Source organism: Paenibacillus sp. Soil522, from assembly GCF_001428245.1.
Classification (GTDB): Bacteria; Bacillota; Bacilli; order Paenibacillales; family Paenibacillaceae; genus Pristimantibacillus.
In genome coordinates, this window is sequence record NZ_LMRV01000033.1 from 240,224 (window position 1) to 266,651 (window position 26,428).

A 26,428-nucleotide genomic window follows, 5' to 3' on the forward strand; every position below is an offset into this window, starting at 1 on the left:
ATCATTGAAGGGAGAACAGAATTATGATACATAATAAACTTCCAAAAATTTGGTACGGAGGAGATTACAACCCCGAGCAGTGGAACGACGAGACCATGGAAGAGGATCTTCGCATGTTCAAGCTTGCGGAGATTGACGTCGCTACGGTCAATGTGTTCTCGTGGGCCCGCATACAGCCAAACGAAGATACGTATGATTTTGATGAGCTGGACAAAATAATAGACAGATTGTTTCGCGATCAGATATCAGTCTGCTTGGCGACAAGCACGGGCGCGCATCCAGCATGGATGGCTACACGGTACCCGGATGTCACGCGTGTCGATTACGACGGCCGCAAGCGGAAATTTGGCGGACGCCATAATTCCTGCCCCAGCAGCCCGACATACCGCAAATACGCGAAATTGATCGCAGGTAAATTAGCCGAGCGGTACAAGGATCACCCTGGGCTTGTCGCTTGGCATATTTCCAACGAATACGGCGGATATTGTTATTGTGATAACTGTGCCGACGCTTTCCGGGTATGGCTGGAAAAACACTACGGCACGATTGAGCAATTGAATAAAGCCTGGTATACGAGCTTTTGGGGGCATACTTTCTATGAATGGGATGAAATCGTTCCGCCGAACGCGCTGAGCGAAGAGTGGGGCGGCAACAGAACCAACTTCCAAAGCATCTCGCTTGACTACCGCAGATTCCAATCGGATGCGCTGCTGGATTGTTACTTAATAGAATATGACGAAATTCGGAAGTTTTCCCCTAACATCCAAATAACGACTAACCTGATGGGCACATATCCGGAGCTCGATTATTTTAAGTGGGCGAAGCATCTCGATGTCGTTTCCTGGGATAATTATCCATCCATCGACACTCCCGTAAGCTTTACAGCGATGACCCACGCATTAATGCGCGGCTTGAAGAGCGGTCAGCCTTTCATGCTCATGGAGCAAACGCCAAGCCAGCAAAACTGGCAGGCTTACAATGCATTGAAGCGTCCGGGCGTCATGCGGCTGTGGAGCTACCAGGCGGTAGCACATGGCGCGGATACGGTTATGTTCTTCCAGCTTCGCCGCTCGATCGGCGCATGCGAGAAATATCACGGAGCCGTCATTGAGCATGCTTCCCATGAGCATACCCGCGTATTCCGCGAATGCGCGGAGCTGGGACATGAGCTTACCCGTCTTTCGGATAAGCTGCTCGATTCGCGCATTGACGCGAAAGCAGCCATCGTATTTGACTGGGAAAACAGGTGGGCAGTCGAATTGTCGAGCGGACCAAGCATCGCGCTCAAATATGTGGACGAGGTTCATAAATATTATGACGCGCTGTTTGAGCTGAATGTTCAAACCGATATGATTAGCGTGGAAGAGAACCTGGACCAATATGAGCTTGTTATCGCACCGGTTATGTATATGATTAAGCCGGGCTTTGCGGAGAAGGTTGAAGCGTTCGTAGAGCGCGGAGGCACGTTCATTACGACGTTCTTCAGCGGCATCGTAAATGAAAATGATCTTGTCACCACCGGAGGTTATCCGGGCAAGCTGCGCAAGGTACTCGGTATTTGGGCTGAAGAAATCGATGCGCTGCTGCCAGGCCAGCAAAACCAAATGGTTATGAGAAAGGCAGCCGGAGCGCTCAGCGGAACCTACACATGCAGTCTGCTGTGCGACCTGATCCATTCTGAAGGCGCTGAGGTAGTCGCGGAGTACGGCTCTGATTTCTACAAGGGGATGCCGGCTGTCACCGTTAATAAATTTGGCAAAGGGGAAGCCTGGTATTTGGCCACAAGCCCTGACCGGCCGTTTCTCCAGTCGCTTCTGATAAATTTGTGCAAGGACAAAGGGATTGAGCCGTTGCTTGCAGCTCCTTCGGGCGTAGAGGTTACGCGCAGGAACAAAGCCGGCAAATCATTTACGTTCATTTTGAACCATAATACGGAAGCAGCCGAGCTGCAGCTTGGAGCTCAGCCGCGAACCGAGCTGCTCTCCGGTGAAACAGTTAGCGGCGCTTACAGCTTAGCAGCCAAAGACGTCATGATAATTGAGCAGTAACATTTGCCTAATGAAATCTCACCGGATAAGCTCCCAAGCTGGGTGTTTGGCATATGCTGTAGATAAATGCCCGGTATGAGGGGAGCAGCGCTTGTGTCGAAGAAGCAGCAACGCCATTTATTGAGCATACTCGTGCTCGTATTGTATGTACTGCTTGTCATTTTATTGTTAGCGATATTTTTTTGAGTAAAGGATTGTCCTTGACTAGCTGCTTAGTCAGAGGCAAGCCTTTTTTTTGTTGGAATATTGCTTCCTGCTATTACAAATAATGAATGAGAAGAAAGCAAAACGGTTACGGAGCTTCGTGTTCGGACATATGGAGAAGCCGTAGCGGAAAAGGAGGTTGCAGCAATGGCTACAAAGAACAAGAGCAAGCATAACTACAAAAAAATGTCGATGTCGCCGAAGGAATATCAGTTTTTCGCTAAAACGATGGAGCCGCCGCGATCGATTCTCGGGAATTGCTTGAAGGCATTCGTTTTCGGCGGAGCGGTCTGCGTGCTTGGACAAGTCATTCAGGAGATGTATGTGCATTTGATGGGAATGAGCGAGGAAGCGGCAAGCAACCCGACAGTTGCCACACTTATACTAATATCGGTTATTTTAACGTGCCTTGGCGTTTACGACAAAATCGCGCAGTGGGCTGGAGCCGGCTCTGCCGTCCCCGTGACAGGGTTTGCGAACTCCATGTGTTCAGCTGCATTGGAGCACCGGAGCGAAGGTCTCGTGCTTGGCGTTGGCGGCAACATGTTTAAGCTGGCAGGCTCGGTTATCGTATTCGGAACGGTCGCCGCTTTCTTCGTTGGAATAGCCCATCTTATTCTTGGCACTGGGGGTCAGTAATATGCTGCGCGGGAAACAGACATGGTGGTTTGAGAACCGCCCGGTTATTATCGGAGAAGCAACAGTGGTCGGACCTGATGAGGGGGATGGACCTCTCGCAGCCGACTTTGATCTTGTCCACCCTGAGCTCGATATGCAGCAGAAAAGCTGGGAGAAGGCGGAAAGACTTCTCATTGAGCAGGCCTCGGAATTTGCCATTCAGAACGCCGGCATCGAGCGCGATCAGCTGCAGTTTTTTATCGGTGGAGATTTAATGAACCAGATCATAAGCAACAGCTTTGCGGCGCGCTCGCTCGGTGTCCCATATATCGGCGTGTTCGGCGCATGCTCGACCTCGATGGAGTCGTTAGCGCTCGCCTCGATGCTTGTTAACTCCGGTGCGGCAGAACAGGTGCTTGCCGGAACGTGCAGCCATAACTGTACGGCGGAGAAGCAGTTCCGCTACCCGACAGAATACGGCTCCCAGAAGCCGCCGACCGCACAATATACTGTCACCGGCGCGGGAGCTGCCGTCGTTGCCAATAAAGGCGAAGGTCCGGTAGTAGAATGTGCGACCATTGGCAAGGTCATCGATTTGGGAATTACGGACCCCTTTAATATGGGGGCGGCTATGGCGCCGGCAGCGGTTGATACGATCCAAGCCCATTTTAACGATACTGGCCGCTCGCCGGGTGATTATGATCTGATCGTAACGGGCGATTTAGCCGGCGTAGGGCATCCCATTGCGAAGGAGCTGCTGCTGAAAAACGGCGTACCGATGAACGATACGGTGTTTGGCGATTGCGGCCTTATGGTATACGACGTACAGAAGCAGAAGGTACAGGCTGGCGGCAGCGGTTGCGGCTGTTCAGCCGTCGTGACCTATGGGCATCTGCTTAAACGCATCAAAAAAGGTGAATTGAAACGCATTTTAGTTGTTGCAACAGGCGCATTGTTGTCTCCGCTATCGTTCCAGCAAGGCGAGAGTATTCCATGCATAGCGCATGCGGTGGCAATTAGCGCAAAAGGAGGGTAACGGTATGATTTTTTTATGGGCTTTTCTAGTCGGCGGAGCGATATGCGTGCTCGGTCAGCTCATGTTCGATGTGTTCAAGCTGACGCCGGCGCATACGATGGCTACACTAGTCGTTATTGGGGCAATTGTTGACGGCTTCGATTTATACGAGCCTTTGATCAAATTCGCCGGAGCGGGAGCTACCGTTCCAATAACAAGCTTTGGCAATGCGCTCGTGCACGGGGCATTGACCGAGCTGCATGATCGAGGCTGGATCGGCGTTATTTCCGGCATCTTCAAAGTTACAAGCGCCGGCATATCGGCGGCCATTATTTTCTCCTTCCTGGCAGCGCTCGTCGTCAGGCCAAAAGGATAACGTTTAGGATGGACAAGCTGGAGGATCCTGTGGGATCTTCCAATTTTTTTTGTAGCCAAAAAATTTGTGCACCGTAAAGGAAGTACTGTAAAATAGTACTATTGAACTTGAACTTTGGCGTTATTTCGGGAGGGAATGAAATGGATATTCGTCCTGCAGACATGCAATTATGCGCTACGATTCTACGAAACTTAGAAACTTGTATCCTTGGCAAACAGGAAGAAATCCAGAGACTGCTCATAGCTGTTATTGCAGGCGGCCATGTACTTCTGGAAGATGTGCCGGGCACCGGCAAGACGCAATTAGTGAAAGCGCTGGCAAAATCAATAGGCGGCCAATTTCGCCGCATTCAATGTAATCCGGATTTGCTTCCTACCGATATAACGGGTGTTTCCATTTATCATCCCAAGCAGGAAGCTTTTTTATTTCGCCCAGGCCCGGTAATGGCTAATATATTGTTAGCTGATGAAATTAACCGCGCAACAACGAAGACGCAATCCGCTTTGCTGGAAGCGATGGAGGAAGGGCATGTGACGGTAGATGGCGACACATACGAGCTTCCCCGTCCGTTCGTATTGCTTGCTACACAAAATCCGATTGAGTTTGAAGGGACTTACACGCTGCCGGAGGCGCAGCTTGACCGATTTATGATGAAGCTGTCGCTCGGCTATCCTAATGAATCCGATGAGCAGCGGATGGTGTTATCTAATGAAGGAATACATCCGTCCGATCGAATTGAGCCTATGATTAACATAACCGACATGATCCGAATTCAGGATCAAGTGCTGCAGGTTCACATCGATGAAGCTGTAGGCAAATATTTGGTAAGCTTGATTAGGGGCACCAGAGAACATACAAATGTCATGCTCGGAGCAAGTCCGCGTGCGGCGCTTGCGCTTGCGAGGGCTGCGAAGGCGAGCGCTTATATGCAGCAGCGCCAGTTCGTTACGCCGGACGATGTGAAGGCGCTTGCTCCATACGTTCTCTCGCACAGACTTCTTCTCCGGACAGAAGCAAGAATGAACGGCCTCAAAGCGGAGGATATCATCTCGCAGGTGGTCCAGTCCACGAAAGTGCCGGTCCGGCTGGAGCGTTAGTCAGATGACAGCTACCAAATCTACGAAGCTTCGTTGGCAGCTTGTCGCAATTATTTATTTGACCAGTCTTTTTTATTTATTATTTCAAGGCGGAAAAACCGCAATGATGCTTTTTATGATATTAAATTTATTGCTATTTTATTTGGTGCTGGGACGGTGGAGCGGCATCAATAAAGTATCAGGCAGCAGAAGCTATACGGCGCTTGGAGCAACCGCGCTCAATCAGAGCTTATCGGCGGGCAGCTCGCTGGATGTTAGCCTTCATGTCAAAATTCCAGGCTATTATCCTCTTCCTTATGTCATTGTTAGAGATCAGCTGCAGCGTCATAATGGGCAAAAGGTCGCCTTCGAGAGCTCCTTCGTGCCCAATTGGAAACGCAGCGGCCATGTAACCTATCAAACGCCTCCATTGCAGCGCGGGGAATACCGGTTTACGAATACACAATGCTTATCGTACGATGTATTCGGCTTGTTCGAGCATTCGGGTGAGTTCGGCAGCGAGACCGTATTTAGCGTGCTGCCTCAGACGGTACCGCTAAGGCAATGGAATGGCGTCCAGCGCGGTATTCGCGGACCTTATTCCCATGCGATCGCTTCCCGCTCGGCGAAGGAAACAACGCAAATTAACGGCGTTCGCGAATATTTGTACGGCGATCGCTTGTCGCGCGTGCATTGGAATGCGACTGCGAAGACCGGCGAGTGGAAATCAAAAGCCTTCGAGCGCGAATCGCTTCCGCGTACGGTTATCATCCTCGATCGTCATCCGGGCAGCTATAGCGGCGAATTGGCGACGCGCTTTGAATTAGCGGTATCTGCCGCCGCTTCGCTGCTCGAAAACGGATTGAAGGACGATACGGCGATGGGCTTACTGTCCATTGGCGAGACGATGACCATGATTTCGCCTAAATCAGGCATAGAGCAGCGCAATTTGCTGATGAAGCATTTAACCTTTGTTGACGCTGATGCAGCGCGGCCGCTTTATTCATCGCTGAAGCGAGCCGATTCTATGATGGAGCATGGGAGCTTCGCCGTCATTATTACGCCTGAAACCGGCGCTGATGTGATCCGGAGCATGGAGTGGCTGTCTCGAAAAGGGATTACGCCCTGCATGCTGCATATTTCGTCCTCGGCTGATGCATTAAGCCATCAAACATCATGGAAGCATGTGATGCGTGAACGCGGCTGGCCGGTATTCGAAATTCGTCAGCTGCAAGAGCTCCCTGCCGTACTGGAAGGGAGCGGGATTGCATGAAACGGGTATTGAAATCGATTGGCCTATATTTGATAGCTGACTGGTATGAGAAGCTGAGATTTATTTTTATAGCCATTATTCTTTCGAATGCTGTTTCCATCTTTGAAGGCTTCTGGTGGGATGAAACATACACCATCGCCTATTACACATTAATTGCAGCTGCGGCAATCGACGTTTTGCTGCCTCTCCGAAGTCTGTTTGTTAAGCTTTTGCTTCAAATATCTGCCGCTATTTTTATTACAACCCAGTTAGTCAGAATGGATTGGGTCGTGGCGAGACCGCAGCGCTGGCAGGAATGGATTTGGTGGCTGCAAGCGCATGCCGTACAGCTCCACCCGTTTATTTGGATCAGCGGGGCGCTGCTTCTGCTGCATGTATTGTTCGGTATATGGACGACTACGCGGATTCGCATGTTCGGGTTCGTTGGCACAAGCATTCTGCTTCTGACGATAGCGGATTCCTTTACGCCGATCTGGCTTTGGGATGAAGTAGGCATGGTCGTATTTATAGGACTGCTATGGCTAGTCATCCTCCACTTGTCGCAGCTGCAGCGCAATCATCCGCACAGCTGGAAGGAACTCATCGAATATCCGCTTCAATTAATACTGCCGATTGCCCTCGTACTCGCCGTGCTAATGACCGTTGGGCTAAACATGCCGTCGTTAGCTCCGCTACTGCAGGATCCATATACGATCTGGAAGGAAGCAAAGGGAGAGAAGGTCCAGGTATTTCTTGGCGACAAGGGATCCGATCCCTTATCGCAGAGCAGCACCGGCAATGCGAGCTCAGGCTATAGTAGAAGCGATAAACAGCTCGGAGGCGGATTTGAGTATGACTATTCGCCGATGATGACGGTTTCGACGTCGCAGCGCAGCTATTGGCGCGGGGAGTCGAAAGCATTATACACGGGAGAAGGCTGGATGGATGTCGATGCCGAAGAAGACCGAGATGCGAATATCCGTATTCAGAAGGGACAAATCTTTCCCGCAGAAGACGAGCCGCCGATAGCAGGTACGATTCAGGTGAATCAAATCGTGACGATGATCCGCAAGGAAGTATATCCGGTTTTGTTCGCAGCCGCACCTATAACGAAGTTGAATTGGATCGACAATGATCAGGCTGCATTACCCTCAGGCCTAGTATGGGAACCGGGATCGGGTGAGCTAAGGCTGCTTAACTGGTCGATGAAAAACCGCAAATATCCGCAAACCTATTCGGTTACCTCTTCAGTTCCTGTTCTGGATGAGGAGCTTCTAAGAAAGGCCAAAGCCGGATGGCCGGATGAAGATGAGGCTTCCCGCAACGCTCACTACTTGCAATTACCGGATACATTGCCGGCGCGGGTTAGGGAATTGGCGGAAAAAGTAACAGCTGAAGCAACAAATGACTATGACAGGGCGAAGCTGCTGGAATCGTACCTTAGACTGAATTTTAATTACAATAACATGCCTGACGAATCAAAGCTTACGGGATCGTCTGCCGATTTTGTTGATCAGTTTTTATTTGAGCTGGAGGAAGGCTATTGTGACTATTTCTCCACCTCGATGGCGGTAATGGCGCGAAGTCTTGGGCTGCCTGCCAGATGGGTGAAGGGCTTCACTCCAGGCGTGCTTCCGGCTAGTGATTATGGGCCTCCAGGCGAATTTATGGAGGAGCTGAATCCAACCGGAGCCGGCACCTACACGGTCCGGAATTCCGATGCCCACTCTTGGGTGGAAATTTACTTCGAAGGATTCGGCTGGATTCCTTTCGAAGCTACGGCAGGCTTCTCGTTCCCATACTCTGTCGCGGAGGAAGAAGAGACGGCATTGCCTGATCTTGATACGAATGCCCAGGAAGCAGCAGAGCCGGGGCAGGCAGAGAGCTATTCGAATGCGAAACTTTGGACTTGGGGCTCCATGACACTGCTTATTTTATCCGCTGCGGCATGGATTTTCGTACGTCGCGACAAGCTTATCGCATCATGGCGCAAGCTGCGCCACGGTTCCTACACCTCCAATGACCGGATCGTTCTCGAGACGCAGAAGCTGCTTCGTATTTGCAAGAAGCGCGGCATGGAGCGTGAGGAGCATGAGACGCTTCGGGAGGCCGTGCTGCGATGGTCGCAGCGCTCGAAGCGTTTGCGCGATGATTTCAAGTCGGTGCTTGACGGGTTCGAGCAAGCGAAGTATAGTCCGGTTATGGCCACATCCGAGGAAGCGGATCGGTTTGTTACGAAGGTAAAAGCATTAATCGATCAGTTAAGATGAGTCAACACGCTTATATTCGATCAAATACCGCGGGCCTGTGAAAACGGCAGCGGTATTTTTTTGCAACGAATTTGGTTTGTATGGTATAGTTTCGTAAGATAGCAGGCAGAAAGCAGAGGGATATCGATTATGTTTGAACGGCTGTTGCCGCATATGCGCGTCAATACAGTTTATGAAATTAACTTAGATGAGCTGCATGCAAGAGGTGTTCGCGGCATCATTACGGATCTGGATAATACGCTCGTCGGTGCGAAGGAGGCGTTAGCAACGCCTAAACTTGTGCAGTGGCTTGATTACGTGCGCTCACGGGGCTTTCAGGTTGTTATCGTTTCTAATAATAATGCAACGCGTGTAGGAAAATTCGCTGCGCCGCTGAATATTCCATATATTCATGCCGCCCGCAAGCCGGCAGGCAAATCGTTCCGGAAGGCGCTTAGCGTGCTGAGGCTGGCTGCGGAGCATACGGTCGTTATCGGCGATCAAATGCTGACGGATGTGCTTGGCGGCAATCGAATGGGGCTGTACACCATTCTAGTTACGCCGATCGCACCTGCTGATGAAGGGATTATGACGCAAGTGAATCGCCGGATCGAACGGTTTGCATTAACGCGTTTAAGAAAAAAAGGGTTATGGTATGAGGGGGAAACAAAGTGAAGGAACAACAGCCTAGTCAGGCATCCGGTTCATGTGCGGGCTGCGGCGTGACGCTGCAGACACAAAGTTCTGAATTGCCTGGTTTTTTGCCGAAAGCGGCTAACGAGCGCGATGAGGTGATTTGCCAGCGATGCTTCCGCATTCGCAATTATAATGAAGCTTCATCCGTAGCGGTTGACCAGGATGATTTCTTAAAATTGCTCGGCAGCATTGGAAGCACGGATAGCCTCGTCGTGCACATTGTCGATTTGTACGATTTTGAAGGAAGCTTAATCTCCGGCCTGCAGCGCTTCGTCGGCAATAATCCGGTGCTGCTCGTCGTTAACAAGATCGATCTGCTGCCGAAAGCGATGAACGTCAACCGGCTTCGGAACTGGGTTCAGAAGCAAGCAAAGGAAGAGGGACTGCGTACGGTAGATGTCGTATTGTGCAGCGCGAAGCGGAATATGGGCTTCGAGCGGGTCATAGAAGCGCTTGAGCATTACCGGAACGGCCGCGACGTTTACGTGGTCGGCGCAACGAATGTCGGCAAGTCCACTTTAATCAATCGACTTATTCGCGATTACAGCGACATGGAGCGCGAGCTTACGACCTCCCGTTATCCGGGAACGACGCTTGATGCGGTTCATATTCCGCTTGAGGACGGAAAAACGATTATCGATACGCCAGGTATCGTATATTCGACGCGGATGACAGAAGTCGTGCCGCGCAGCTTTCTCGGCTCCCTATTGCCGGACAAGCCAATTAAACCGCTTGTCTATCAATTGAATGCTGGACAGACGCTGTTTATCGGCAGCCTCGTAAGATTTGATTTTGTCGAGGGCGACCGCCAATCCTTTACGTTTTACGTATCCAATGCGCTTAATATGCACCGGACAAAGCTCGAACGCGCAGATGAGCTTTATGCCGATCACCGCGGACAATTGCTTGGCGGACCTACGGTTGAGGAGCTGGAGGAGATCCCGGCGTGGACCAGACATTCGCTCCGGGTGAAGCGCGGAGTGAATAAGGATGTGTTCATCTCCGGTCTCGGCTGGATTCAAGTAAACGGCACCGGAGGAGCTCTCATTGATATTTATGCGCCGAAAGGCGTTAAGGTCATGCTTCGAGACTCGATGATTTAAACTCATGGCTTTGGAAGGGGAATTCACTGTGACGAATGTGGGCGCAGGAAACCGGATCGACAGCAATACCCTTTTGTTCGGCGTAATCGGCAATCCGATTCGTCATTCAAAATCACCAGTCATGATGAACCGTGCCTTTCGGGAAACGGGAATTAACGGCGTTTATGCCGCTTTTCACGTAACGGGCGACCGCATAGCAGATTTCGCGGCAGGGGTACGCGCAATGGGCATTCAAGGCGTCAATGTCACCATACCCCATAAGCTGGACATTATGTCCGTATTGGATGAGATCGACCCCGGTGCGCGAGCGATCGGTGCGGTTAATACGATCGTAAACGATGCAGGACGGCTCATTGGTTATAATACAGACGGTATCGGCTATGTACGTTCTCTGAAGGAAGAAGCGGAGCACGAGCTTGCGGGCAAACAAATCGTCGTGATCGGCGCAGGCGGTGCGGCTCGCGGAATCGTATATGCCCTGGCGAATGAGAAGCCTGCCCGCATCACGATAGCTAACCGTTCAGTAGATCGTGCCAAGGAGCTAGCGGCATCATTTCAAGACCTTGCGGAAATAGAAGCGATCTCGAACGATGAGCTGCAAGTGGCTTGCCGGAAAGCGGATATCGTTATTAACACGACTTCCGTAGGCATGTTTCCGAATACTGACGAGACGCCGGTTGATGCGGACTGGCTGAAGCCGGGCGCGGTCGCAAGCGATTTAATATACAATCCGTTAAAAACAAAATTTTTGCAGCAGGCCGAGCAGCGCGGCTGCCGTATCCACGGCGGCCTCGGCATGTTCATCTATCAGGGCGCTTACGCCTTCGAATATTGGACGGGCCAGCCCGCACCGGCCGCAGCTATGCGGGAGACCGTGCTGGCGGCACTGCTAAGCTAACCCGTCTATCTTATAAATGTAATTAAACAGACGAAACATCGAGATGAAAGAAGGAACACATACATGCTTACAGGTAAACAAAAACGTTATTTAAGATCACTCGCCCACCATTTGACGCCTATTTTTCAGGTCGGCAAAGGTGGGACGAACGATCACCTCGTCCGTCACATCGAAGAAGCTATCGAATCGCGCGAGCTTATTAAAGTATCAGTTCTCAACAACTGTCTTGACGATCCGAGAGAAATCGGAGCAGAGGTGGCAGCAGCAGCCGGTGCCGAGCTCGTACAAGTCATCGGCAAAACGATCGTCCTCTACAAGGAATCCAAGGACAATAAACAAATCGAGCTTCCAAGTCCTGCCCGGAAATAAAAATAAAGGCTTGGAGCTTTAACAGGATTCGACATCTTGCGATAAAGGGCATACTAAATAGCGAATCGGCTAAGTTAGCCCATTTTTGCTCTATGTAGGGAGGAGCTAAGGCAAGTGAGTAAGATTGGTATTATGGGCGGAACCTTTGATCCCATCCATATCGGTCATTTGATCGCCGCGGAAACGGCGCGCGAGCAATGTGATTTGCATGAGGTATGGTTCATACCGTCATACGGTCCTCCGCTCAAAACGAGTGAACCAGGCGTTAGCGGACAGACGCGCTACGAGATGGTGTGCGGGGCAATTGAAAGCAATCCGGCCTTTCGCGCACTGGACATTGAATTGCAGCGCGGTGGAGTAAGCTACTCCTTTGATACGATCAGAGAGCTGCAGAGACGTTATCCGGATGATTCATTTTCCTACATTATTGGTTCAGACCGGATAAACGATCTGCCGCAATGGTATCAAATTGAGGAGCTTGCGGCTCGAATTACATTTATCGGATTAGAGCGTCCTTCCGATCCCGTCAACATCGCTGAGCTGCCGGTTTTTTTGCAGAAGCGGATAAAGCTGATTCATATGCCCGCAATCGACATTTCGTCAACTGCGATTAGAAGCAGAGCGAGTGCGGGACTTTCCGTTCAATATTTAGTGCCGGATTCCGTGAATAGCTTCATGAGGAGGTACAAGTTGTATGAATCGTGAGCAAATGATCGACAAGGTGAAGGCGGAGATGCCTGAGCGAAGATGGCTACATACGCAGGGAGTAATGGAAACTGCGGTCATTCTGGCTGAGAGATTCGGCGAGGATCCCGTTCGCGCTGAGCTTGCAGCGATTTTACATGACGTAGCTAAATATTGGAAGGTAGAGCGGATGGAGAAGGTCATACGTGATCAAGCATTGCCGTCCGAGCTGCTGGACTATGATAAGGAGCTATGGCATGCTCCAGTCGGGGCTTGGGTGGCAGAGCATGAATATGGCATATCGGATGCCGGAGTGCTGGATGCGATCCGGTACCATACTTCGGGGCGAAGAGGAATGACAAAGCTTGAGAAAATCGTATGTCTGGCAGACTATATGGAGCCTGGGCGGGATTTTCCGGGCGTGTCGAATATTCGTGAGCTAAGCGAGCGATTTTTGGACCAAGCTCTGCTCGCAGGCTTTAACTCTACGATTTCTTTCTTATTGGAAAAGGGGAAACGCATATATCCGCTAACGATAGAAGCGCGGAATGATTTATTAGAATAATATTAAACAGGAGGTTGAGCTATGGCGTTACATTCGGATGAATTGCTTCAAATCACGGTTACAGCAGCGGAAGACAAAAAAGCGGGTCGGGTCGTTGCGTTAAATTTAAAAGAAATTTCCTTGGTGGCGGATTATTTCGTCATTTGCAGCGGTAACTCGGATACGCAGGTACAGGCGATCGCGACCGAAATCCGCAAGCAGGCGGAGATAAACGGAAATCGCGTACGCGGCATTGAGGGCATGGATTCGGCCAGATGGGTGCTGATCGATCTCGGCGATGTAATCGTTCACGTATTCCATCGCGATGAGCGTGAATATTATAACATAGAGCGCCTCTGGTCCGATGCGAAGGTTGTGGAGTTCGCATGAGCTTTGTAGCCGGAACGACGCTAACGTTAAGGGTGGCACGCGAAGTGTCGCCCTACGGTTATTTCTTGAGTGACGGAGAATCCGATGTGCTTATGCATTATACCGAGCTCGTTGGATCTAAGCCGAAAATCGGCGACGACGTGGAAGCTTTTCTGTTCTATGACTCGGAGGACCGTTTGGCGGCAACGATGAAGAAGCCTCTTCTTCAGCTCGACGAGCTGGCCCGGCTGAAGGTTGCGGACGTCCACCCAAGGCTTGGCTGCTTTCTGGAGATGGGCTTAGGCAGACAGCTGCTGCTGCCGCTTTCGGAGCTGCCGGAGAGCATTGAGTACAGGCCTCTTCCCGGCGATGAAGTATTTGTCGTAATGAAGCATGATAAAATCGGAAGACTAGTCGCGAAGATCGCATTTGAGGAAGAGCTTTCTGAGCTCGTATTCCCCGCGCCGCAGAGCTGGAACAACCAATGGGTTGAGGGCTGGGTAACGAAGACGCTGCAGCTCGGCTCGTTTGTTATTATCGATGGCGGCGTCGTAGGGTTTGGCGTCTACGGGCTTATTCCAAGCGACGAGCGCATCAGACCGCTTCGGCTTGGCGAGCGTGTGAAAGCGCGCGTAACCTTTATCCGCGAAGACGGAAGAGCCAATCTCTCGATGGCGCAGCGCAAGGAAATCGGACGGGTAGAGGATGCTGACCGCATACTTGCTTTTATTAAAGAAAGACCAGGCGGCGGAATGCCGTATTCCGATCAGACAGATGCCGACATTATTAAACAAAAATTCGGAATCAGCAAGGGTGCTTTCAAACGCGCTATAGGAAAGCTGATGCGGGAAAGGCTGGTCACCCAGAAGGGCAGCTGGACGTATTTGGCTGTTGAGCCTTCAGGGGAAACGGGGGAACAAGCAGAAACTTCAGGCTCCGAAGCTGAAGGAGCTGATGGGCAATGACGAGTTCTTACGGACAATTCGCGACGGTCTACGATCAGCTTATGGAGGACATGCCTTACGCGGATTGGCTAGGTTTCGCAAGAGCCGGCTGGTCGCGCTACGGGATGCCTTCGACTGTCGTTGATCTTGGCTGCGGTACCGGAAGCATATCCATTCCGCTTGCCCGCTCTGGCTTTGAGGTGTACGGCATTGACCTGTCCTCGGACATGCTCACCGTTGCCCGCAGCAAGTGGGATGAGACGCCTCAGCTGGTTACAAGACCACGTCCAGGCTCCATCCGGTGGCTGCAGCAGGATATGCGTGAGTGGGAGCTTCAGGAGCCTGTTGATGCGGTCATTTCGTTTTGCGATTGTTTGAACTATTTGACGGAGGAGGCCGATATCGAGGCTGCTTTCCGTTCTACTTATGCAGGCTTACGCAGCGGAGGGACTTTCCTGTTCGACATGCATCCCCCTAAACAGCTTATCCGTTATGCGGAGGAGCAGCCGTTTGTGCTCGATGAGCGGGATGTGGCCTATATATGGACATGCGATTTCGAAGATCAGCGCTGCGAGATTGAGCATCATTTAACTATTTTCTCACGCGGCAGCGATTCGAAGTTTCACCGTTTCGAGGAATCGCATGTGCAGCGCGCTTACGATCCAGACTGGATTGAGGCCGCCTTGCGGCGCGCGGGCTTCCACACTGTCGACCGTTATGCTGATTTCGAGCTGCGGCCGGCGGACAGCGAGTCGGAGCGTCTGTTTTTCGCGGCTGTCAAATAGTAATGCGCTAAGAGGTGTTCCTATGGTCGAACCAGACTATATGGAACACCTCTCTTTATTTAGATAACCAAAAAAGAAAAATGGTTGAGCAGGTCTACTATGATGCTCAACCATTTTTGTGCTTGTTTATTTACAAGTTAGATAAGTCAAATATATCTCTTGCGAGCTAATCTGTTTTTGAGATTGCAGCTTTTTAAGAGTAGGGATGGATGTTTGTCCCGTAGGAGAAACATATTCACCGGCTGCTGCATAATGTGTAAAAAACCGAAAATTGTCGTATTTTACGGTTGTTTGTAATATTTTATCGACACCCGCCTGCTCGGTGAACGAGTGCAGTAAGTCTACCGGATTTATTGGTTGCAGCTAGTTTCCTGTATCTAGATGTAGTGTTCCGGAACGATAGTTATTCCCGGAGCGCATCCTTTAATCGGCTGTTCATGCCTGCCGCAGCAGACGCTTTCCGCACCGAATCGAGCTTCATTTTTTTGATCAATTGGTTCATTTGCTCATGGTCTATTTCTAGTTTTTCGATATAGGCAAGCAGTTCAGGCACCGTATATCCGGCATCCTTGAACAGTTTCTCTACCGTTTCTCGTATTTGTTTTGCGGGTGTTTTCGCGTCCATCAGGGCCTCCAAAATAGCAATAAAATGTCACTATCCCATCATACCCGCATCTGTTAGAATAGTCGAGTGCGTCAAAAAAACAGATTAATATTTTCTCCATAATTTTCATTGACTACTCCTATATATTGATGTAGAATCAAAAACACAAACTACATATTGATGTGGATAGGTGCCTTCAGTGATTTGCCATCGGTAAATCATGAACAAGCGCTACTGACGGAAATGCTAGTCAGAAGCGCTTTTTAATTGCTTGAATTCAGAAAAGGAGCGAACGTGCAATGCTAGTCGTCTATGATTCCAAAACAGGTAACGTCAAGCGTTTCATCAAAAAATTGAATATGCGTGCGGTACCTATCGATGAGCAGGACGCAGTGGACGAGCCGTTCGTGCTGGTCACGTATACGACAGGATTCGGTCAGGTGCCGGAGAAGGTGACTTCATTTCTGGAAAGCAACTCCGGGATGCTCCGCGGCGTTTCCGCCAGCGGTAACCGTAACTGGGGAACCGGGTTCGCCAAAAGCGCGGACACGATCTCGCAATTGTATGATGTACCCGTGATTCTGAAGTTTGAATTGTCTGGCACGAGTCAAGATACGCAACATTTTGTCGAAAGGGTGCGAACCATTGAAACATATTGAGCTTAATAATGAATTGATGCAGCGCGGTGCAGATGGATTTTACCAGCTGGATAAAGATAAAGAGGCTGTTGTCGCATTTATGGAGGAAGTAGCCGAGAAGAGCGTGAAGTTCGACTCCCTTCGCCACAAGCTGGATTATTTGATCGAGAACGATTATTACGATAATGTATTCGAGAAGTATACGTACGAACAGGTTGAGGCTGTATTCACTTTAACCTCGAACAGCGGCTTCGAATTCCAATCCTACATGGCAGCATCGAAGTTCTACAAGGACTATGCGATGAAGACCAACAACAAATCTCAATACTTAGAGCAATATTCCGATCGCGTAGCGATTGTTGCCCTGCATCTTGGTGAAGGCGATGCAGCAAGAGCGCTCCGCATAGCCGATGCGATGATCGACCAACGCTTGCAGCCAGCCACCCCTACTTTTCTGAACGCGGGCAAGAGCCGCCGCGGCGAAATGGTTTCCTGCTTCCTGCTCGAAATGGACGACTCTCTTAATTCCATTAACTACGTACTGGGCACATGCATGCAGCTCTCCAAAATCGGCGGCGGCGTAGCCGTCAACCTGTCGAAGCTTCGCGGACGCGGGGAGCCGATCAAAGGCGTAGAAGGTGCAGCGAAAGGCATTATGCCTGTGCTGAAGCTGATGGAGGACGCATTCTCCTATGCAGACCAAATGGGACAACGCAAAGGCTCCGGAGCCGGTTACTACAATATTTTCGGCTGGGACATTATCGAGTTCCTGGATTGCAAAAAAATTAACGCCGACGAGAAGGCACGTATTAAAACGTTGTCGATCGGCCTTATTATCCCGAATAAATTTTATGAGCTAGCTGCGCAAAACAAGCCTCTCTTCGTGTTCGGACCACATTCCGTTCAGAAGGCATACGGCAAGCATCTCGATGATATGGACATGGATGAGATGTACGAAGAGCTGCTCGCTAACGAGCTTGTAACGAAGAAGAAAGTTATGAACGCACGCGACATGCTGACAAAAATCGCCTCGATTCAGCTAGAATCCGGCTACCCATACATCATGAACAAATCGAATGCCAACAGCATTCATGCTTTGAAGGATATCGGCTCCATTAAAATGTCCAACCTGTGCACGGAAATATTCCAGCTGCAGGAGACTTCCGAAATTAAAGATTACGGCTACGAGGATGTTATTCGGCGCGATATCAGCTGTAACCTTGCTTCGCTTAACATCGTTAATGTGATGGAGCACAAGAAAGTGAAGGAATCGGTTCATGTCGGCATCGAAGCTTTGACGACTGTCAGCGATTTGTCCAAAATCGACAATGCTCCGGGCGTTCGCAAAGCGAATGAGGAGCTGCACTCCGTCGGTCTTGGCGCGATGAACCTGAACGGTTACCTTGCTAAAAACAAAATCGCTTACGAAAGCGCAGAAGCGAGAGATTTTGCCGGCGTATTCTTTATGATGATGAACTACTACTCCATCGAGCAAAGCATGGAGATCGCCAAAGAGCGCGGCATTACGTTCAAAGATTTCGAACGTTCCGAATATGCCAAGGGCACTTATTTCAATCGTTATGTAGAGAACGATTTCCGTCCAAAAACGGATAGAGTGAAGGAATTGTTTGAGGGTATGGAAATTCCGTCACCTGAAGACTGGGCTGCCTTAAAAGCGAAAGTGCAAAAGCACGGCCTGTATCATGCTTACCGTCTGGCGATTGCGCCAACACAAAGCATTTCGTACATCCAAAACGCAACTTCGAGCGTTATGCCGATCGTTGAGCATATCGAAACGCGCACATATGCGAACTCGACAACGTATTACCCAATGCCGTACTTGTCGCAAGACAATTACTTCTACTATAAATCGGCTTACAACATCGATCAGTTCAAGCTGATTGATCTAATTGCAGAAATTCAACAGCACGTTGACCAAGGCATTTCATCCGTGCTGCATGTTAATAGTAATGTGACGACTCGCGAGCTGGCGCGCTTCTACGTCTATGCCGCGCAAAAAGGGCTTAAATCGCTCTATTACACAAGAACGAAGCGGCTTTCTGTTGAGGAATGCACGAGCTGCGCAGTTTAAGTTCAATTTTAATAGACGCTCACGTAGCAAAGAAGGAGCTCACCAAATGAAAGCTGTAAACTGGAATCGCCCGGATGACGATTTTACATTAACATTCTGGCAGCAAAATGTGATGCAATTTTGGACGGATGAAGAAATTCCGTTATCTGACGATAAAATGGACTGGATGGAGATGACGGATGCTGAGCGCACGCTGTACAAAAACGTGCTCGGCGGCCTGACTTTGCTCGATACGATTCAAGGCGGTATCGGTATGCCGAAAATTTTGGAGCATGTGGACGGCTTACAGCGTAAAGCGGTGCTGTCGTTTATGTCGATGATGGAGCAAATCCATGCGAAATCGTACAGCAGCATTTTCACAACGCTTGCATCGGGAGAAGAGATCGACGAAATCTTCCAATGGGTAGAGAAAAACGAACAGCTGCAGAAGAAAGCGAAACTGGTTTCTTCCTGGTATTCGAACATCACGGGCCCGAAAGAGCTGTATAAAGCAATGGCTGCTTCCGTATTCCTGGAAAGCTATCTGTTCTACAGCGGTTTCTTCTACCCGCTCTACTTGGCTGGTCAAGGCAAAATGACGAGCAGCGGTGAGATTATCGATTTGATATTGCGTGACGAGAGCATTCACGGCTTATATGTAGGCGTTCTTGCACAAGAGCTGTTCCAGACGTTTAGCCCTGAGGAGCAAGCACAGCTGCAGATCGAAGTGTATGCCTTGCTGAACGAGCTGTACGAGAACGAGATCGTGTACACCGAGCATTTGTATGCGCCTATCGGCCTGGCTGAGGAAGTGAATGTCTACGTCCGCTACAATGCGAATAAAGCGCTTATGAACCTTGGCATGGAGCCGCACTTCCCTGAGGAGCCGGTTAACCCGATTGTGTTTAATGGTATCAGCACGCACACCAAGCAGCATGACTTCTTCTCCAAAAAAGGTAACGGCTACGTACGTACGATTCACGTCGAGCCGCTGAATGACGACGACTTCGTCTTCAATTTTTAATAAAACCTAATCGCCATACCACATATAAATCGCTCTTTATTCGGCCTTCCCGGCAGAAAAAGAGCGATTTTTGATTCTTTAAGCATGAATCGATTGGATAAAAAAAGATTGACACTCCTTATTTCCGATGTTAATATTTCCCTCTTGAATCTTGAACGGAGGTAACCGGCGTGATAAAAATCGATGGTTTAAGTAAATCTTATCAGGTTGCAAAACGTTCTTCTGGCGTAAGACAGGCGGTAAAGGCTTTATTTAAAAGGGAATACAAAGTAGTGGAAGCGCTTAACAATATTTCCTTCACGATTGAGCCGGGTGAGATTGTCGGTTATATCGGGCCTAATGGAGCGGGAAAATCAACGACGATCAAAGTGATGAGCGGCATACTCGTACCCGACAGCGGCTCCTGCACGATCATGGGGTACACGCCCTGGAGGGACCGGGTCGATTATGTGAAGCATATCGGTGTGGTGTTCGGACAGCGTTCCCAGCTGTGGTGGGATGTGCCGGTCATCGATTCCTTCGATTTGCTTCGGGATATTTACAAGGTGCCTGAGCAGGAGTACAGAAGCACCTTGGCTTTGCTGACGGAAACACTCGAGCTGCAGGACATCATTCAGGTGCCGGTAAGACAATTAAGTCTAGGGCAGCGGATGCGCTGCGAAATCGCGGCTTCGCTGCTGCACAGCCCGAGCGTGCTGTTTCTGGACGAGCCTACGATCGGCCTCGATGCCGTATCCAAAATAGCGGTACGAAGGTTCATACGCACCATTAATGAAGAGAAGGGCGTCACGATTATATTGACGACTCATGACATGAATGACATTGAGGCGCTGGCGAAGCGGATTATTCTGATCGGCAAAGGGAAGAAGCTTTATGACGGCAGTGTGAGCGCCATTCGCGATCAGTTCGGGACGCGAAAGACGATTACCGCCGTATACAGCCATCAAGCAGAGCCTTTTCAAGTGCCCGGTACGGTTATGGAAGCATGGTCGCCCGAACGGGCTGTACTTAGTGTGGATACAGAGCAGGTCGTTATTTCAGAGGTGCTGATCCGTCTATCCGCACAGGTGGAGCTTCTTGACGTGGCAATTGATACGCTGCCTATCGAGGATATGATCGTTCAATTGTATAAGGAGCATCAAATATAATGAAGGCCTATATGTCGGTTTTCAAGCTGCGCCTTTCTAACGGATTGCAGTACCGCACCGCTGCGCTTGCGGGAATAGCAACCCAATTTTTCTGGGGCTTCGTCATTATAATGGTATTTGAGGCGTTTTATAGCGGGGCGACTGCGCAACCTCCCATTTCATTAACCCAGCTCATCACCTATGTGTGGCTGCAGCAAGCTTTTCTTGCCTTTGTCATGCTGTGGTTCCGCGACAATGAGCTGTTTCAGCTAATTACGACGGGCAATATCGCTTATGAGCTTTGCAGGCCTAGCGGGATCTATGGCTTATGGTATGCCAAGCTGCTTGCGCAACGACTCGCGAGCGCGCTTTTGCGAAGCTTGCCTATTGTAACCGTTGCTTTTATTTTGCCGCAGCCCTATCGCATGCCGCTTCCGTCAGACCCGTTTACCTTTCTATTGTTTATCGCTTCGCTTATACTCGGACTGCTAATGATCGTTTCGCTCTCGATGCTGATGTACATATCCGTCTTCGTTACGTTGTCCCCCGCAGGCTCGCTGCTTATGTTTGGCGTGATCGGCGAATTTCTGGCAGGTATGGTCATACCGGTTCCGCTCATGCCCTCCTGGCTGCAGAGCATTGTATATGTGCTCCCCTTCCGCTGGACAGCCGATTTTCCGTTTCGCGTCTATTCCGGACATATTCCGAAGGAGGAAGCGCTTGTAGGTATCGCGATTCAGCTCATTTGGTTTCTGGTATTGGTAGGGCTCGGCAGACTGGCGATGGCCAAGGCACTAAGCAGAGTCGTCGTAAATGGAGGGTAACGGTTATGAGATTGTACGGAAAATATATATTGATTTTGTTTAAGTCGCAAATGCAGTATCGCACTTCGTTTTGGCTGCTTTCCATCGGGCAATTTCTTGTACCGTTTTCCATATTTGCCGGTTTATATTTCCTGTTTGAGCGATTCGGTCAAATCAAGGGATGGGCCTTTCATGAGGTGGCGCTTTGCTTCTCAATTATCCATATGGCATTTGCCATTAGCGAGTGCTTTGCCCGGGGCTTTGATTCGTTCTCGGCTTTGGTGGGTAATGGCGATTTTGACCGTGTGCTGGTGCGTCCGCGCAGCACGGTCCTGCAGGTGCTTGGCTCGAAGTTCGAATTCACTCGGGTGGGAAGGCTGCTGCAAAGCGTCATCGTATTGAGCTGGGCGATCAGCCGGCTTTCCTTGGATTGGACGCTGCTTAAGGCGGTTACCCTCGTCTTTATGGTTGCGAGCGGTGTATTTATTTTTACCGGCATCTTCATGCTGGCCGCAACGATGTGCTTCTGGACGATTCAAGGGCTGGAGATCGCTAATATTTTTACGGATGGCGGAAGAGAAATGGCCCAGTATCCGCTAGGTATTTACCAGAAATGGGTTACGCGCTTTTTTACGTACATCATACCTTTCGGCTGCGTCAACTACTTGCCATTGCTTTACCTGTTAGATAAAACGTCTGGAAATGATTTGCCGTATATGCTGGCGCCCGCAGCGGGAATTCTCTTCATCTTGCCCTGTCTCCTCATATGGCGCATCGGGGTTCGTCATTATCGTTCAACGGGCTCGTAGCAGCAGTTGTAAATATTGCAGCCGGAAGGATTAAAGTTGAAACGACTATCCATATACTAGTAAAGCATGATACACTATGGGCAGAGAAAGCTCATCCTAGCGCAAAAGTCCTGACAGATCCGAAGGAGGAAACCGCGTGGAAAACTGCTCAATCATAACAAAGCCTGCGCTCCATTTAGCAGGAATTAGCTATTGTGGCCCGTATTCGTCCTTTCCGGATGAAGCCATTCGGCTGCAAACCGAGTTTTTGAAGCGCAAGCATGAGCTGAATGACGCTACCAAATCTACGGTGCTATACAGTCCTTATTTCGGCAATGAAGTGTTTGCAACTTATTGGGCTTGCTATGAGGTACTGCATCAAGAGGAGCTGCCTCCCGGAATGGTGCAGTTCACGATTCCCGCACATCGTTACGCGATGGTAGCCTGCTCCAACAAAAGAATCGGCGAAGGGTATGAGCAGCTTCATACTTGGATAAACGAGATGCGGCTAGAGAAGCAAGAAAATGCCGTATCGTTAGAAGTATTTTATATCGACGAGCATCATTTGGAGGAAGAGCCGGTAGAATTGCTTATTCCGCTCAAAGGATAACTTATATAAAGTGCTTGCGCGCAATCGAACGGAGTATGGAATGGATGACATTCGATCCCGTTTTGCGAAGGCAGGCTCTTTTTTTGTTTAGGATGAAGAAAGGATGGATAAAACGATGAGTTATGCACTGTATGTCGTAGATGCTTTTACAAATGAACGCTTCAAAGGCAATCCGGCTGCCGTCTGCTTTTTGGAGCAGCCGCAGGCTGAGAGCTGGATGCAGCTGGTAGCGGCGGAAATGAATCTTTCGGAAACGGCATTTCTTGTTGCTGGAGCGGAGAGCTATCATTTGCGGTGGTTTACTCCGGAGGCTGAGGTCGATTTGTGCGGACATGCGACGCTTGCGAGCGCGCACGTATTATGGGAATCGGGCAGATTGCCGCGTCATGAAACGGCGCGCTTCATGACAAGAAGCGGATTATTAACGGCCACGCTTCAAGGAGATTGGATCGATATGGATTTTCCGGCCGAGCCGCCGGCAGCAGCCGTTGCGCCAGAGGAGCTTGTGCAAGGCTTGGGGCTCATTCCGAGATTCGTCGGCCGTAACCGGATGGATTATTTCGTCGAGGTGGACAGCGAGGCGACGCTTCGCACGCTGCGTCCGGATTTCGGACTGCTTGCCCGGCTGGAAGCCCGCGGCGTTATTGTGACGAGCCGATCGTCGGGCTCCCCTTACGATTTCGTGTCACGGGCTTTTTATCCCGGTACGGGCGTCGACGAGGATCCCGTTACAGGTTCAGCTCATTGCGCACTGGCGCCATATTGGGCAAAACGGCTTCGCAAAGACGAGCTTATCGGCTATCAGGCATCGGAGCGCGGCGGCATCGTGAAGGTGAGACCGGATGGCATGAGGGTATATTTGTCGGGACAAGCAGTAACTGTTCTTAAGGGACAATTGGAGGGATAATGCATGTTAGTAATGAAACTGCCGAAGGAGCAAAGGGATCAGCTGACCGCGAGTATTCAACAGTATTTTGAGATGGAACGCTCGGAGGCGATTGGTTCGATCGCAGCGGAGCAGCTGCTTGATTTTATGATCAAAGAAATCGGGCCGCATGTGTACAATCACGCCATTCAGGATGCGCGAAAAGCCATACTAGAGAGGATGCAGTCGCTCGAGGATGAGCTTTATGCGCTGGAGAAGCGGGTTGTAACGAAACGCGGATTATGACGATCGAGCCGTAAAGTCTTCACCTCTTCCAGGTGCTGCGCGGGTGCCCCGCGTTATGCCGCAAGAATTCATTCCAACCGATGTTGCAGCCGCCTCGCGCGGCTCGAATAAGGCAGCTCACATCCCAATCGATTCGGAAAGTCCGAATGCACGGCCAATCTTCCCGTATCCTCAAAAGCCTATATGTAGACGGTAAATACACCTGCTTCTTGCTCCAGCTTACCCCCCAGATTTGCTTCTTCCCTTAAAACAATTCACGATGAATGCCGAGCCGAAAGCGCGGGCGCTGAGCTCCTTTACTTGCGCTTGCGATAGTTTTGCACGCTTTGCACTTTCTTGCCCGGCGCCGCAAAAGCCCGGCTGTACCGGGCACAATAATGTCTAATTGCCGGAAATCCTGCGCTGCTCGCATAATGGGGTTACATCGCCGGCGAGGCGATGAACGACACCCGGAGGTGAACAATGATGAAGCAGGTTGCAGCTCCAAACCTCAAACGGCCATCTCCCATGTACTGGCCGGGCGTACTGCGCAGGCTGCAAAAGGACAAATGGCTCTATTTTTTGCTGCTGCCAGGCTTGCTGTATTTTTTAATTTTCAAATATGTTCCGATGTGGGGCGTTCTGCTAGCCTTCAAAAACTATCAGCCTTATACGGGCTTCTGGAACAGCGAATGGGTGGGCGTGGAGCATTTCAGATTGTTTTTCTCGAATCCCGAGTTTTTCATGCTGCTGCGCAATACGCTCCTCCTATCCTTTTATAATTTGCTTTTTTTCTTTCCCGCGCCCATTATTTTAGCGATTTTGCTGAATGAGGTGCGGATCGCGATCTTCAAACGATCGGTTCAGACGTTGATTTACGTGCCGCATTTTATATCGATGGTCATCGTAGCGAGTATGACGTACGTGTTTTTGACTACGGCTGGCGGTCCGGTGAATGAACTGATCTATGCTTACACGGGGCAAAAAATAGAGTTTCTGGCAAGCCCCGGCTGGTTCCGGCCTATCATTATTATTCAAACCATCTGGAAGGAATGCGGCTGGGGCACGATCATCTTTCTGGCGGCGCTTGCGGCTGTCGACGTGGAGCAGTATGAGGCGGCCATTATGGATGGGGCTAACCGCTGGAAACAAATCTGGCATATCACGCTGCCGTCGATCAGCAGCACGATCATTATTTTGCTCATTTTGCGTATGGGTAACGTGCTTGAGAACGGCTTTGAGCAAATCTACCTGATGATTAACCCGCTCAACCGCGGGGCAGCCGAGGTATTTGATACTTACGTCTATATGATGGGGATTACGCAGGGAGCATTCAGCTACAGTACGGCGGTCGGTTTATTTAAAGCGATTATCGGCGTCATTCTCGTGCTGGGAAGCAACTACTTAGCGAAAAAATTCGGACAATCCGGACTCTATTAAACGAATACGCGAGAGAGGGGAGCATCATTGTGGCGAAAACATACAGAACGGTTCCAGGTACGATATTCGACGTGGTCAACTATATTTTTTTGGGCGTATTCGCAATCGCGGCGATTGTCCCGTTTATTTATGTCGTTTCGGGCTCGTTCGCAACCGATGCCGAGCTGACGAAGCGAGCGGTGTTTTTCATTCCGGAAACGTTTTCCCTGGCAGCGTACAAATTTATATTTTCAACCGATACGATTTTGAAAAGCATCGGGGTATCGATGTACGTCGCTATTCTCGGGACGGCGGTCAATTTGTTTTTTACCGTAACGATGGCGTATCCGCTCGCCCGGCGCGGCCTGATGGGCCGCAATACGGTGCTTAACCTCGTCGTCTTCTCGATGCTGTTCGGGGGCGGGATGATACCGACCTATCTCGTCATCCGCGAACTGGCGCTGCTGGATTCCTACTGGGCGCTTATAATGCCCGGAGCAATTAGCGCATTTAATTTGATTATCGTCAAAAACTTTTTCCAGGAGCTTCCGCCCGGATTAGAGGAGGCGGCAAAAATAGACGGCTGCACGGAGATCGGCTTGCTGTGGAGAATCGTTCTTCCGCTCTCGAAGCCGGTGCTTGCAACCTTTACGCTGTTTTATGCGGTAGGGCATTGGAATGATTTCTTTGCCGCGCTGCTCTATATCAATAACCCGGAAAAGTGGCCGCTTCAGGTACTGCTCCGCCAAATCGTGCTGCTGTCACAGGCTGCTGCAGGAGACTTGAATGCGATGGATCCAAACTTCGTCAAGCCGCCGGATCAATCGATCAAAATGGCCGTTATCGTCGTCGGCACCGTTCCGATTTTGCTCGTCTACCCGTTTCTCCAGAAGCATTTTGCCAAAGGTGTGCTGATTGGATCCATCAAGGGTTAATCGCGGTAATATTCGCCTGCCGGAGAGCG

At 50.2% G+C, this 26,428-nt stretch carries 28 protein-coding genes; 27 read left to right on the forward strand and 1 reads right to left on the reverse strand.

The window, feature by feature from the left end; genetic code table 11:
- Positions 1 to 23 precede the first annotated feature (23 nt).
- From ASG81_RS09815 to ASG81_RS09890, 16 genes are all read left to right on the forward strand, one after another.
- Positions 24 to 2,048, forward strand: coding sequence for a beta-galactosidase (locus tag ASG81_RS09815; RefSeq protein ID WP_056632633.1), 2,025 nt, complete (start codon positions 24 to 26; stop codon positions 2,046 to 2,048).
- A gap of 351 nt (positions 2,049 to 2,399) precedes the next feature.
- Positions 2,400 to 2,891 (forward strand): stage V sporulation protein AC, encoded by a 492-nt coding sequence (gene spoVAC / locus ASG81_RS09820; RefSeq protein WP_056632636.1) that lies wholly within the window; start codon positions 2,400 to 2,402, stop codon positions 2,889 to 2,891.
- A 1-nt stretch (position 2,892) separates the two neighbouring features.
- A complete protein-coding gene (gene spoVAD, locus ASG81_RS09825; RefSeq protein ID WP_056632638.1) occupies positions 2,893 to 3,906 on the forward strand; it encodes a stage V sporulation protein AD in 1,014 nt (337 codons plus the stop codon).
- 4 nt (positions 3,907 to 3,910) lie between these two features.
- Positions 3,911 to 4,261 carry a stage V sporulation protein AE gene (gene spoVAE / locus ASG81_RS09830; protein WP_056632640.1) on the forward strand — a complete coding sequence of 117 codons (351 nt, stop codon included), beginning with the start codon at positions 3,911 to 3,913 and terminating at the stop codon, positions 4,259 to 4,261.
- A gap of 140 nt (positions 4,262 to 4,401) precedes the next feature.
- Complete coding sequence (locus ASG81_RS09835) at positions 4,402 to 5,358, forward strand: AAA family ATPase (RefSeq protein ID WP_056632643.1); 957 nt, start codon at positions 4,402 to 4,404, stop codon at positions 5,356 to 5,358.
- A 4-nt stretch (positions 5,359 to 5,362) separates the two neighbouring features.
- The gene (locus ASG81_RS09840; protein WP_056632647.1) at positions 5,363 to 6,610 is read left to right on the forward strand and encodes a DUF58 domain-containing protein; all 1,248 of its coding nucleotides are present in this window, start codon (positions 5,363 to 5,365) and stop codon (positions 6,608 to 6,610) included.
- Positions 6,607 to 8,859 carry a DUF4129 domain-containing transglutaminase family protein gene (locus tag ASG81_RS09845; protein ID WP_056632649.1) on the forward strand — a complete coding sequence of 751 codons (2,253 nt, stop codon included), beginning with the start codon at positions 6,607 to 6,609 and terminating at the stop codon, positions 8,857 to 8,859. Before ASG81_RS09840 ends, ASG81_RS09845 begins: the two co-directional genes overlap by 4 nt.
- A 129-nt stretch (positions 8,860 to 8,988) precedes the next feature.
- Entirely contained in the window at positions 8,989 to 9,513 is a 525-nt protein-coding gene (locus ASG81_RS09850; RefSeq protein WP_056632652.1) for a YqeG family HAD IIIA-type phosphatase, read from the forward strand.
- Positions 9,510 to 10,637 carry a ribosome biogenesis GTPase YqeH gene (gene yqeH, locus ASG81_RS09855; protein WP_056632655.1) on the forward strand — a complete coding sequence of 376 codons (1,128 nt, stop codon included), beginning with the start codon at positions 9,510 to 9,512 and terminating at the stop codon, positions 10,635 to 10,637. The genes ASG81_RS09850 and yqeH overlap by 4 nt, the downstream gene beginning before the upstream one ends.
- A gap of 4 nt (positions 10,638 to 10,641) precedes the next feature.
- A complete protein-coding gene (gene aroE / locus ASG81_RS09860) occupies positions 10,642 to 11,535 on the forward strand; it encodes a shikimate dehydrogenase (RefSeq protein WP_056632658.1) in 894 nt (297 codons plus the stop codon).
- Positions 11,536 to 11,598: 63 nt separating this feature from the next.
- Positions 11,599 to 11,904: a ribosome assembly RNA-binding protein YhbY gene (gene yhbY / locus ASG81_RS09865; RefSeq protein ID WP_056632661.1), complete on the forward strand. Its 306-nt coding sequence runs from the start codon at positions 11,599 to 11,601 to the stop codon at positions 11,902 to 11,904.
- Positions 11,905 to 12,036: 132 nt separating this feature from the next.
- The gene (gene nadD / locus ASG81_RS09870; RefSeq protein WP_056632898.1) at positions 12,037 to 12,609 is read left to right on the forward strand and encodes a nicotinate-nucleotide adenylyltransferase; all 573 of its coding nucleotides are present in this window, start codon (positions 12,037 to 12,039) and stop codon (positions 12,607 to 12,609) included.
- On the forward strand, positions 12,599 to 13,153 hold the full coding sequence (gene yqeK, locus ASG81_RS09875; RefSeq protein ID WP_056632667.1) for a bis(5'-nucleosyl)-tetraphosphatase (symmetrical) YqeK: 555 nt from the start codon (positions 12,599 to 12,601) through the stop codon (positions 13,151 to 13,153). The genes nadD and yqeK overlap by 11 nt, the downstream gene beginning before the upstream one ends.
- A gap of 21 nt (positions 13,154 to 13,174) precedes the next feature.
- Entirely contained in the window at positions 13,175 to 13,522 is a 348-nt protein-coding gene (rsfS, locus tag ASG81_RS09880; protein ID WP_056632669.1) for a ribosome silencing factor, read from the forward strand.
- Positions 13,519 to 14,466, forward strand: coding sequence for a CvfB family protein (locus tag ASG81_RS09885; protein WP_056632672.1), 948 nt, complete (start codon positions 13,519 to 13,521; stop codon positions 14,464 to 14,466). Before rsfS ends, ASG81_RS09885 begins: the two co-directional genes overlap by 4 nt.
- Entirely contained in the window at positions 14,463 to 15,230 is a 768-nt protein-coding gene (locus ASG81_RS09890) for a class I SAM-dependent DNA methyltransferase (RefSeq protein ID WP_056632676.1), read from the forward strand. Before ASG81_RS09885 ends, ASG81_RS09890 begins: the two co-directional genes overlap by 4 nt.
- A gap of 403 nt (positions 15,231 to 15,633) precedes the next feature.
- On the opposite strand, the gene ASG81_RS09895 is transcribed toward ASG81_RS09890, so the two are convergent.
- A complete protein-coding gene (locus ASG81_RS09895; protein ID WP_056632679.1) occupies positions 15,634 to 15,855 on the reverse strand; it encodes a hypothetical protein in 222 nt (73 codons plus the stop codon).
- Positions 15,856 to 16,133: 278 nt separating this feature from the next.
- Here ASG81_RS09895 and nrdI point away from each other — a divergent pair, with 278 nt between their 5' ends.
- The 11 genes from nrdI to ASG81_RS09950 all read left to right on the forward strand — a co-directional run bounded on the left by nrdI (position 16,134) and on the right by ASG81_RS09950 (position 26,399).
- Positions 16,134 to 16,493: a class Ib ribonucleoside-diphosphate reductase assembly flavoprotein NrdI gene (nrdI, locus tag ASG81_RS09900; protein WP_056632682.1), complete on the forward strand. Its 360-nt coding sequence runs from the start codon at positions 16,134 to 16,136 to the stop codon at positions 16,491 to 16,493.
- The gene (nrdE, locus tag ASG81_RS09905) at positions 16,480 to 18,564 is read left to right on the forward strand and encodes a class 1b ribonucleoside-diphosphate reductase subunit alpha (protein WP_056632685.1); all 2,085 of its coding nucleotides are present in this window, start codon (positions 16,480 to 16,482) and stop codon (positions 18,562 to 18,564) included. The genes nrdI and nrdE overlap by 14 nt, the downstream gene beginning before the upstream one ends.
- A 46-nt stretch (positions 18,565 to 18,610) precedes the next feature.
- The gene (nrdF, locus tag ASG81_RS09910) at positions 18,611 to 19,567 is read left to right on the forward strand and encodes a class 1b ribonucleoside-diphosphate reductase subunit beta (protein ID WP_056632689.1); all 957 of its coding nucleotides are present in this window, start codon (positions 18,611 to 18,613) and stop codon (positions 19,565 to 19,567) included.
- 170 nt (positions 19,568 to 19,737) lie between these two features.
- Complete coding sequence (locus tag ASG81_RS09915) at positions 19,738 to 20,715, forward strand: ABC transporter ATP-binding protein (RefSeq protein WP_056632692.1); 978 nt, start codon at positions 19,738 to 19,740, stop codon at positions 20,713 to 20,715.
- Entirely contained in the window at positions 20,715 to 21,518 is an 804-nt protein-coding gene (locus tag ASG81_RS09920) for an ABC transporter permease (protein ID WP_056632695.1), read from the forward strand. Before ASG81_RS09915 ends, ASG81_RS09920 begins: the two co-directional genes overlap by 1 nt.
- 5 nt (positions 21,519 to 21,523) lie before the next feature.
- On the forward strand, positions 21,524 to 22,306 hold the full coding sequence (locus ASG81_RS09925; RefSeq protein ID WP_056632698.1) for an ABC transporter permease: 783 nt from the start codon (positions 21,524 to 21,526) through the stop codon (positions 22,304 to 22,306).
- A 136-nt stretch (positions 22,307 to 22,442) separates the two neighbouring features.
- The gene (locus ASG81_RS09930) at positions 22,443 to 22,895 is read left to right on the forward strand and encodes a GyrI-like domain-containing protein (RefSeq protein ID WP_056632702.1); all 453 of its coding nucleotides are present in this window, start codon (positions 22,443 to 22,445) and stop codon (positions 22,893 to 22,895) included.
- A gap of 115 nt (positions 22,896 to 23,010) precedes the next feature.
- On the forward strand, positions 23,011 to 23,802 hold the full coding sequence (locus tag ASG81_RS09935; protein WP_056632901.1) for a PhzF family phenazine biosynthesis protein: 792 nt from the start codon (positions 23,011 to 23,013) through the stop codon (positions 23,800 to 23,802).
- Between the two features lie 3 nt (positions 23,803 to 23,805).
- The gene (locus ASG81_RS09940; protein WP_056632705.1) at positions 23,806 to 24,066 is read left to right on the forward strand and encodes a DUF2164 domain-containing protein; all 261 of its coding nucleotides are present in this window, start codon (positions 23,806 to 23,808) and stop codon (positions 24,064 to 24,066) included.
- Between the two features lie 462 nt (positions 24,067 to 24,528).
- Positions 24,529 to 25,485: an ABC transporter permease gene (locus ASG81_RS09945; RefSeq protein ID WP_442952843.1), complete on the forward strand. Its 957-nt coding sequence runs from the start codon at positions 24,529 to 24,531 to the stop codon at positions 25,483 to 25,485.
- Positions 25,486 to 25,514: 29 nt separating this feature from the next.
- Positions 25,515 to 26,399 (forward strand): carbohydrate ABC transporter permease, encoded by an 885-nt coding sequence (locus ASG81_RS09950; RefSeq protein ID WP_056632708.1) that lies wholly within the window; start codon positions 25,515 to 25,517, stop codon positions 26,397 to 26,399.
- Positions 26,400 to 26,428: the final 29 nt, after the last annotated feature.

Coding starts and splice junctions, on each gene's coding strand:
- ASG81_RS09945 (WP_442952843.1), top strand. CDS start 24,529: ATGATGAAGCAGGTTGCAGCTCCAAACCTCAAACGGCCATCTCCCATG.
- ASG81_RS09935 (WP_056632901.1), top strand. CDS start 23,011: ATGAGTTATGCACTGTATGTCGTAGATGCTTTTACAAATGAACGCTTC.
- yqeK (WP_056632667.1), top strand. CDS start 12,599: ATGAATCGTGAGCAAATGATCGACAAGGTGAAGGCGGAGATGCCTGAG.
- spoVAD (WP_056632638.1), top strand. CDS start 2,893: ATGCTGCGCGGGAAACAGACATGGTGGTTTGAGAACCGCCCGGTTATT.
- yhbY (WP_056632661.1), top strand. CDS start 11,599: ATGCTTACAGGTAAACAAAAACGTTATTTAAGATCACTCGCCCACCAT.
- rsfS (WP_056632669.1), top strand. CDS start 13,175: ATGGCGTTACATTCGGATGAATTGCTTCAAATCACGGTTACAGCAGCG.
- spoVAE (WP_056632640.1), top strand. CDS start 3,911: ATGATTTTTTTATGGGCTTTTCTAGTCGGCGGAGCGATATGCGTGCTC.
- aroE (WP_056632658.1), top strand. CDS start 10,642: ATGGCTTTGGAAGGGGAATTCACTGTGACGAATGTGGGCGCAGGAAAC.
- nrdI (WP_056632682.1), top strand. CDS start 16,134: ATGCTAGTCGTCTATGATTCCAAAACAGGTAACGTCAAGCGTTTCATC.
- nadD (WP_056632898.1), top strand. CDS start 12,037: ATGGGCGGAACCTTTGATCCCATCCATATCGGTCATTTGATCGCCGCG.
- ASG81_RS09940 (WP_056632705.1), top strand. CDS start 23,806: ATGTTAGTAATGAAACTGCCGAAGGAGCAAAGGGATCAGCTGACCGCG.
- ASG81_RS09815 (WP_056632633.1), top strand. CDS start 24: ATGATACATAATAAACTTCCAAAAATTTGGTACGGAGGAGATTACAAC.
- ASG81_RS09835 (WP_056632643.1), top strand. CDS start 4,402: ATGGATATTCGTCCTGCAGACATGCAATTATGCGCTACGATTCTACGA.
- ASG81_RS09890 (WP_056632676.1), top strand. CDS start 14,463: ATGACGAGTTCTTACGGACAATTCGCGACGGTCTACGATCAGCTTATG.
- ASG81_RS09885 (WP_056632672.1), top strand. CDS start 13,519: ATGAGCTTTGTAGCCGGAACGACGCTAACGTTAAGGGTGGCACGCGAA.
- ASG81_RS09840 (WP_056632647.1), top strand. CDS start 5,363: ATGACAGCTACCAAATCTACGAAGCTTCGTTGGCAGCTTGTCGCAATT.
- ASG81_RS09845 (WP_056632649.1), top strand. CDS start 6,607: ATGAAACGGGTATTGAAATCGATTGGCCTATATTTGATAGCTGACTGG.
- spoVAC (WP_056632636.1), top strand. CDS start 2,400: ATGGCTACAAAGAACAAGAGCAAGCATAACTACAAAAAAATGTCGATG.
- ASG81_RS09925 (WP_056632698.1), top strand. CDS start 21,524: ATGAGATTGTACGGAAAATATATATTGATTTTGTTTAAGTCGCAAATG.
- ASG81_RS09850 (WP_056632652.1), top strand. CDS start 8,989: ATGTTTGAACGGCTGTTGCCGCATATGCGCGTCAATACAGTTTATGAA.
- ASG81_RS09895 (WP_056632679.1), bottom strand. CDS start 15,855: ATGGACGCGAAAACACCCGCAAAACAAATACGAGAAACGGTAGAGAAA.
- ASG81_RS09920 (WP_056632695.1), top strand. CDS start 20,715: ATGAAGGCCTATATGTCGGTTTTCAAGCTGCGCCTTTCTAACGGATTG.
- nrdF (WP_056632689.1), top strand. CDS start 18,611: ATGAAAGCTGTAAACTGGAATCGCCCGGATGACGATTTTACATTAACA.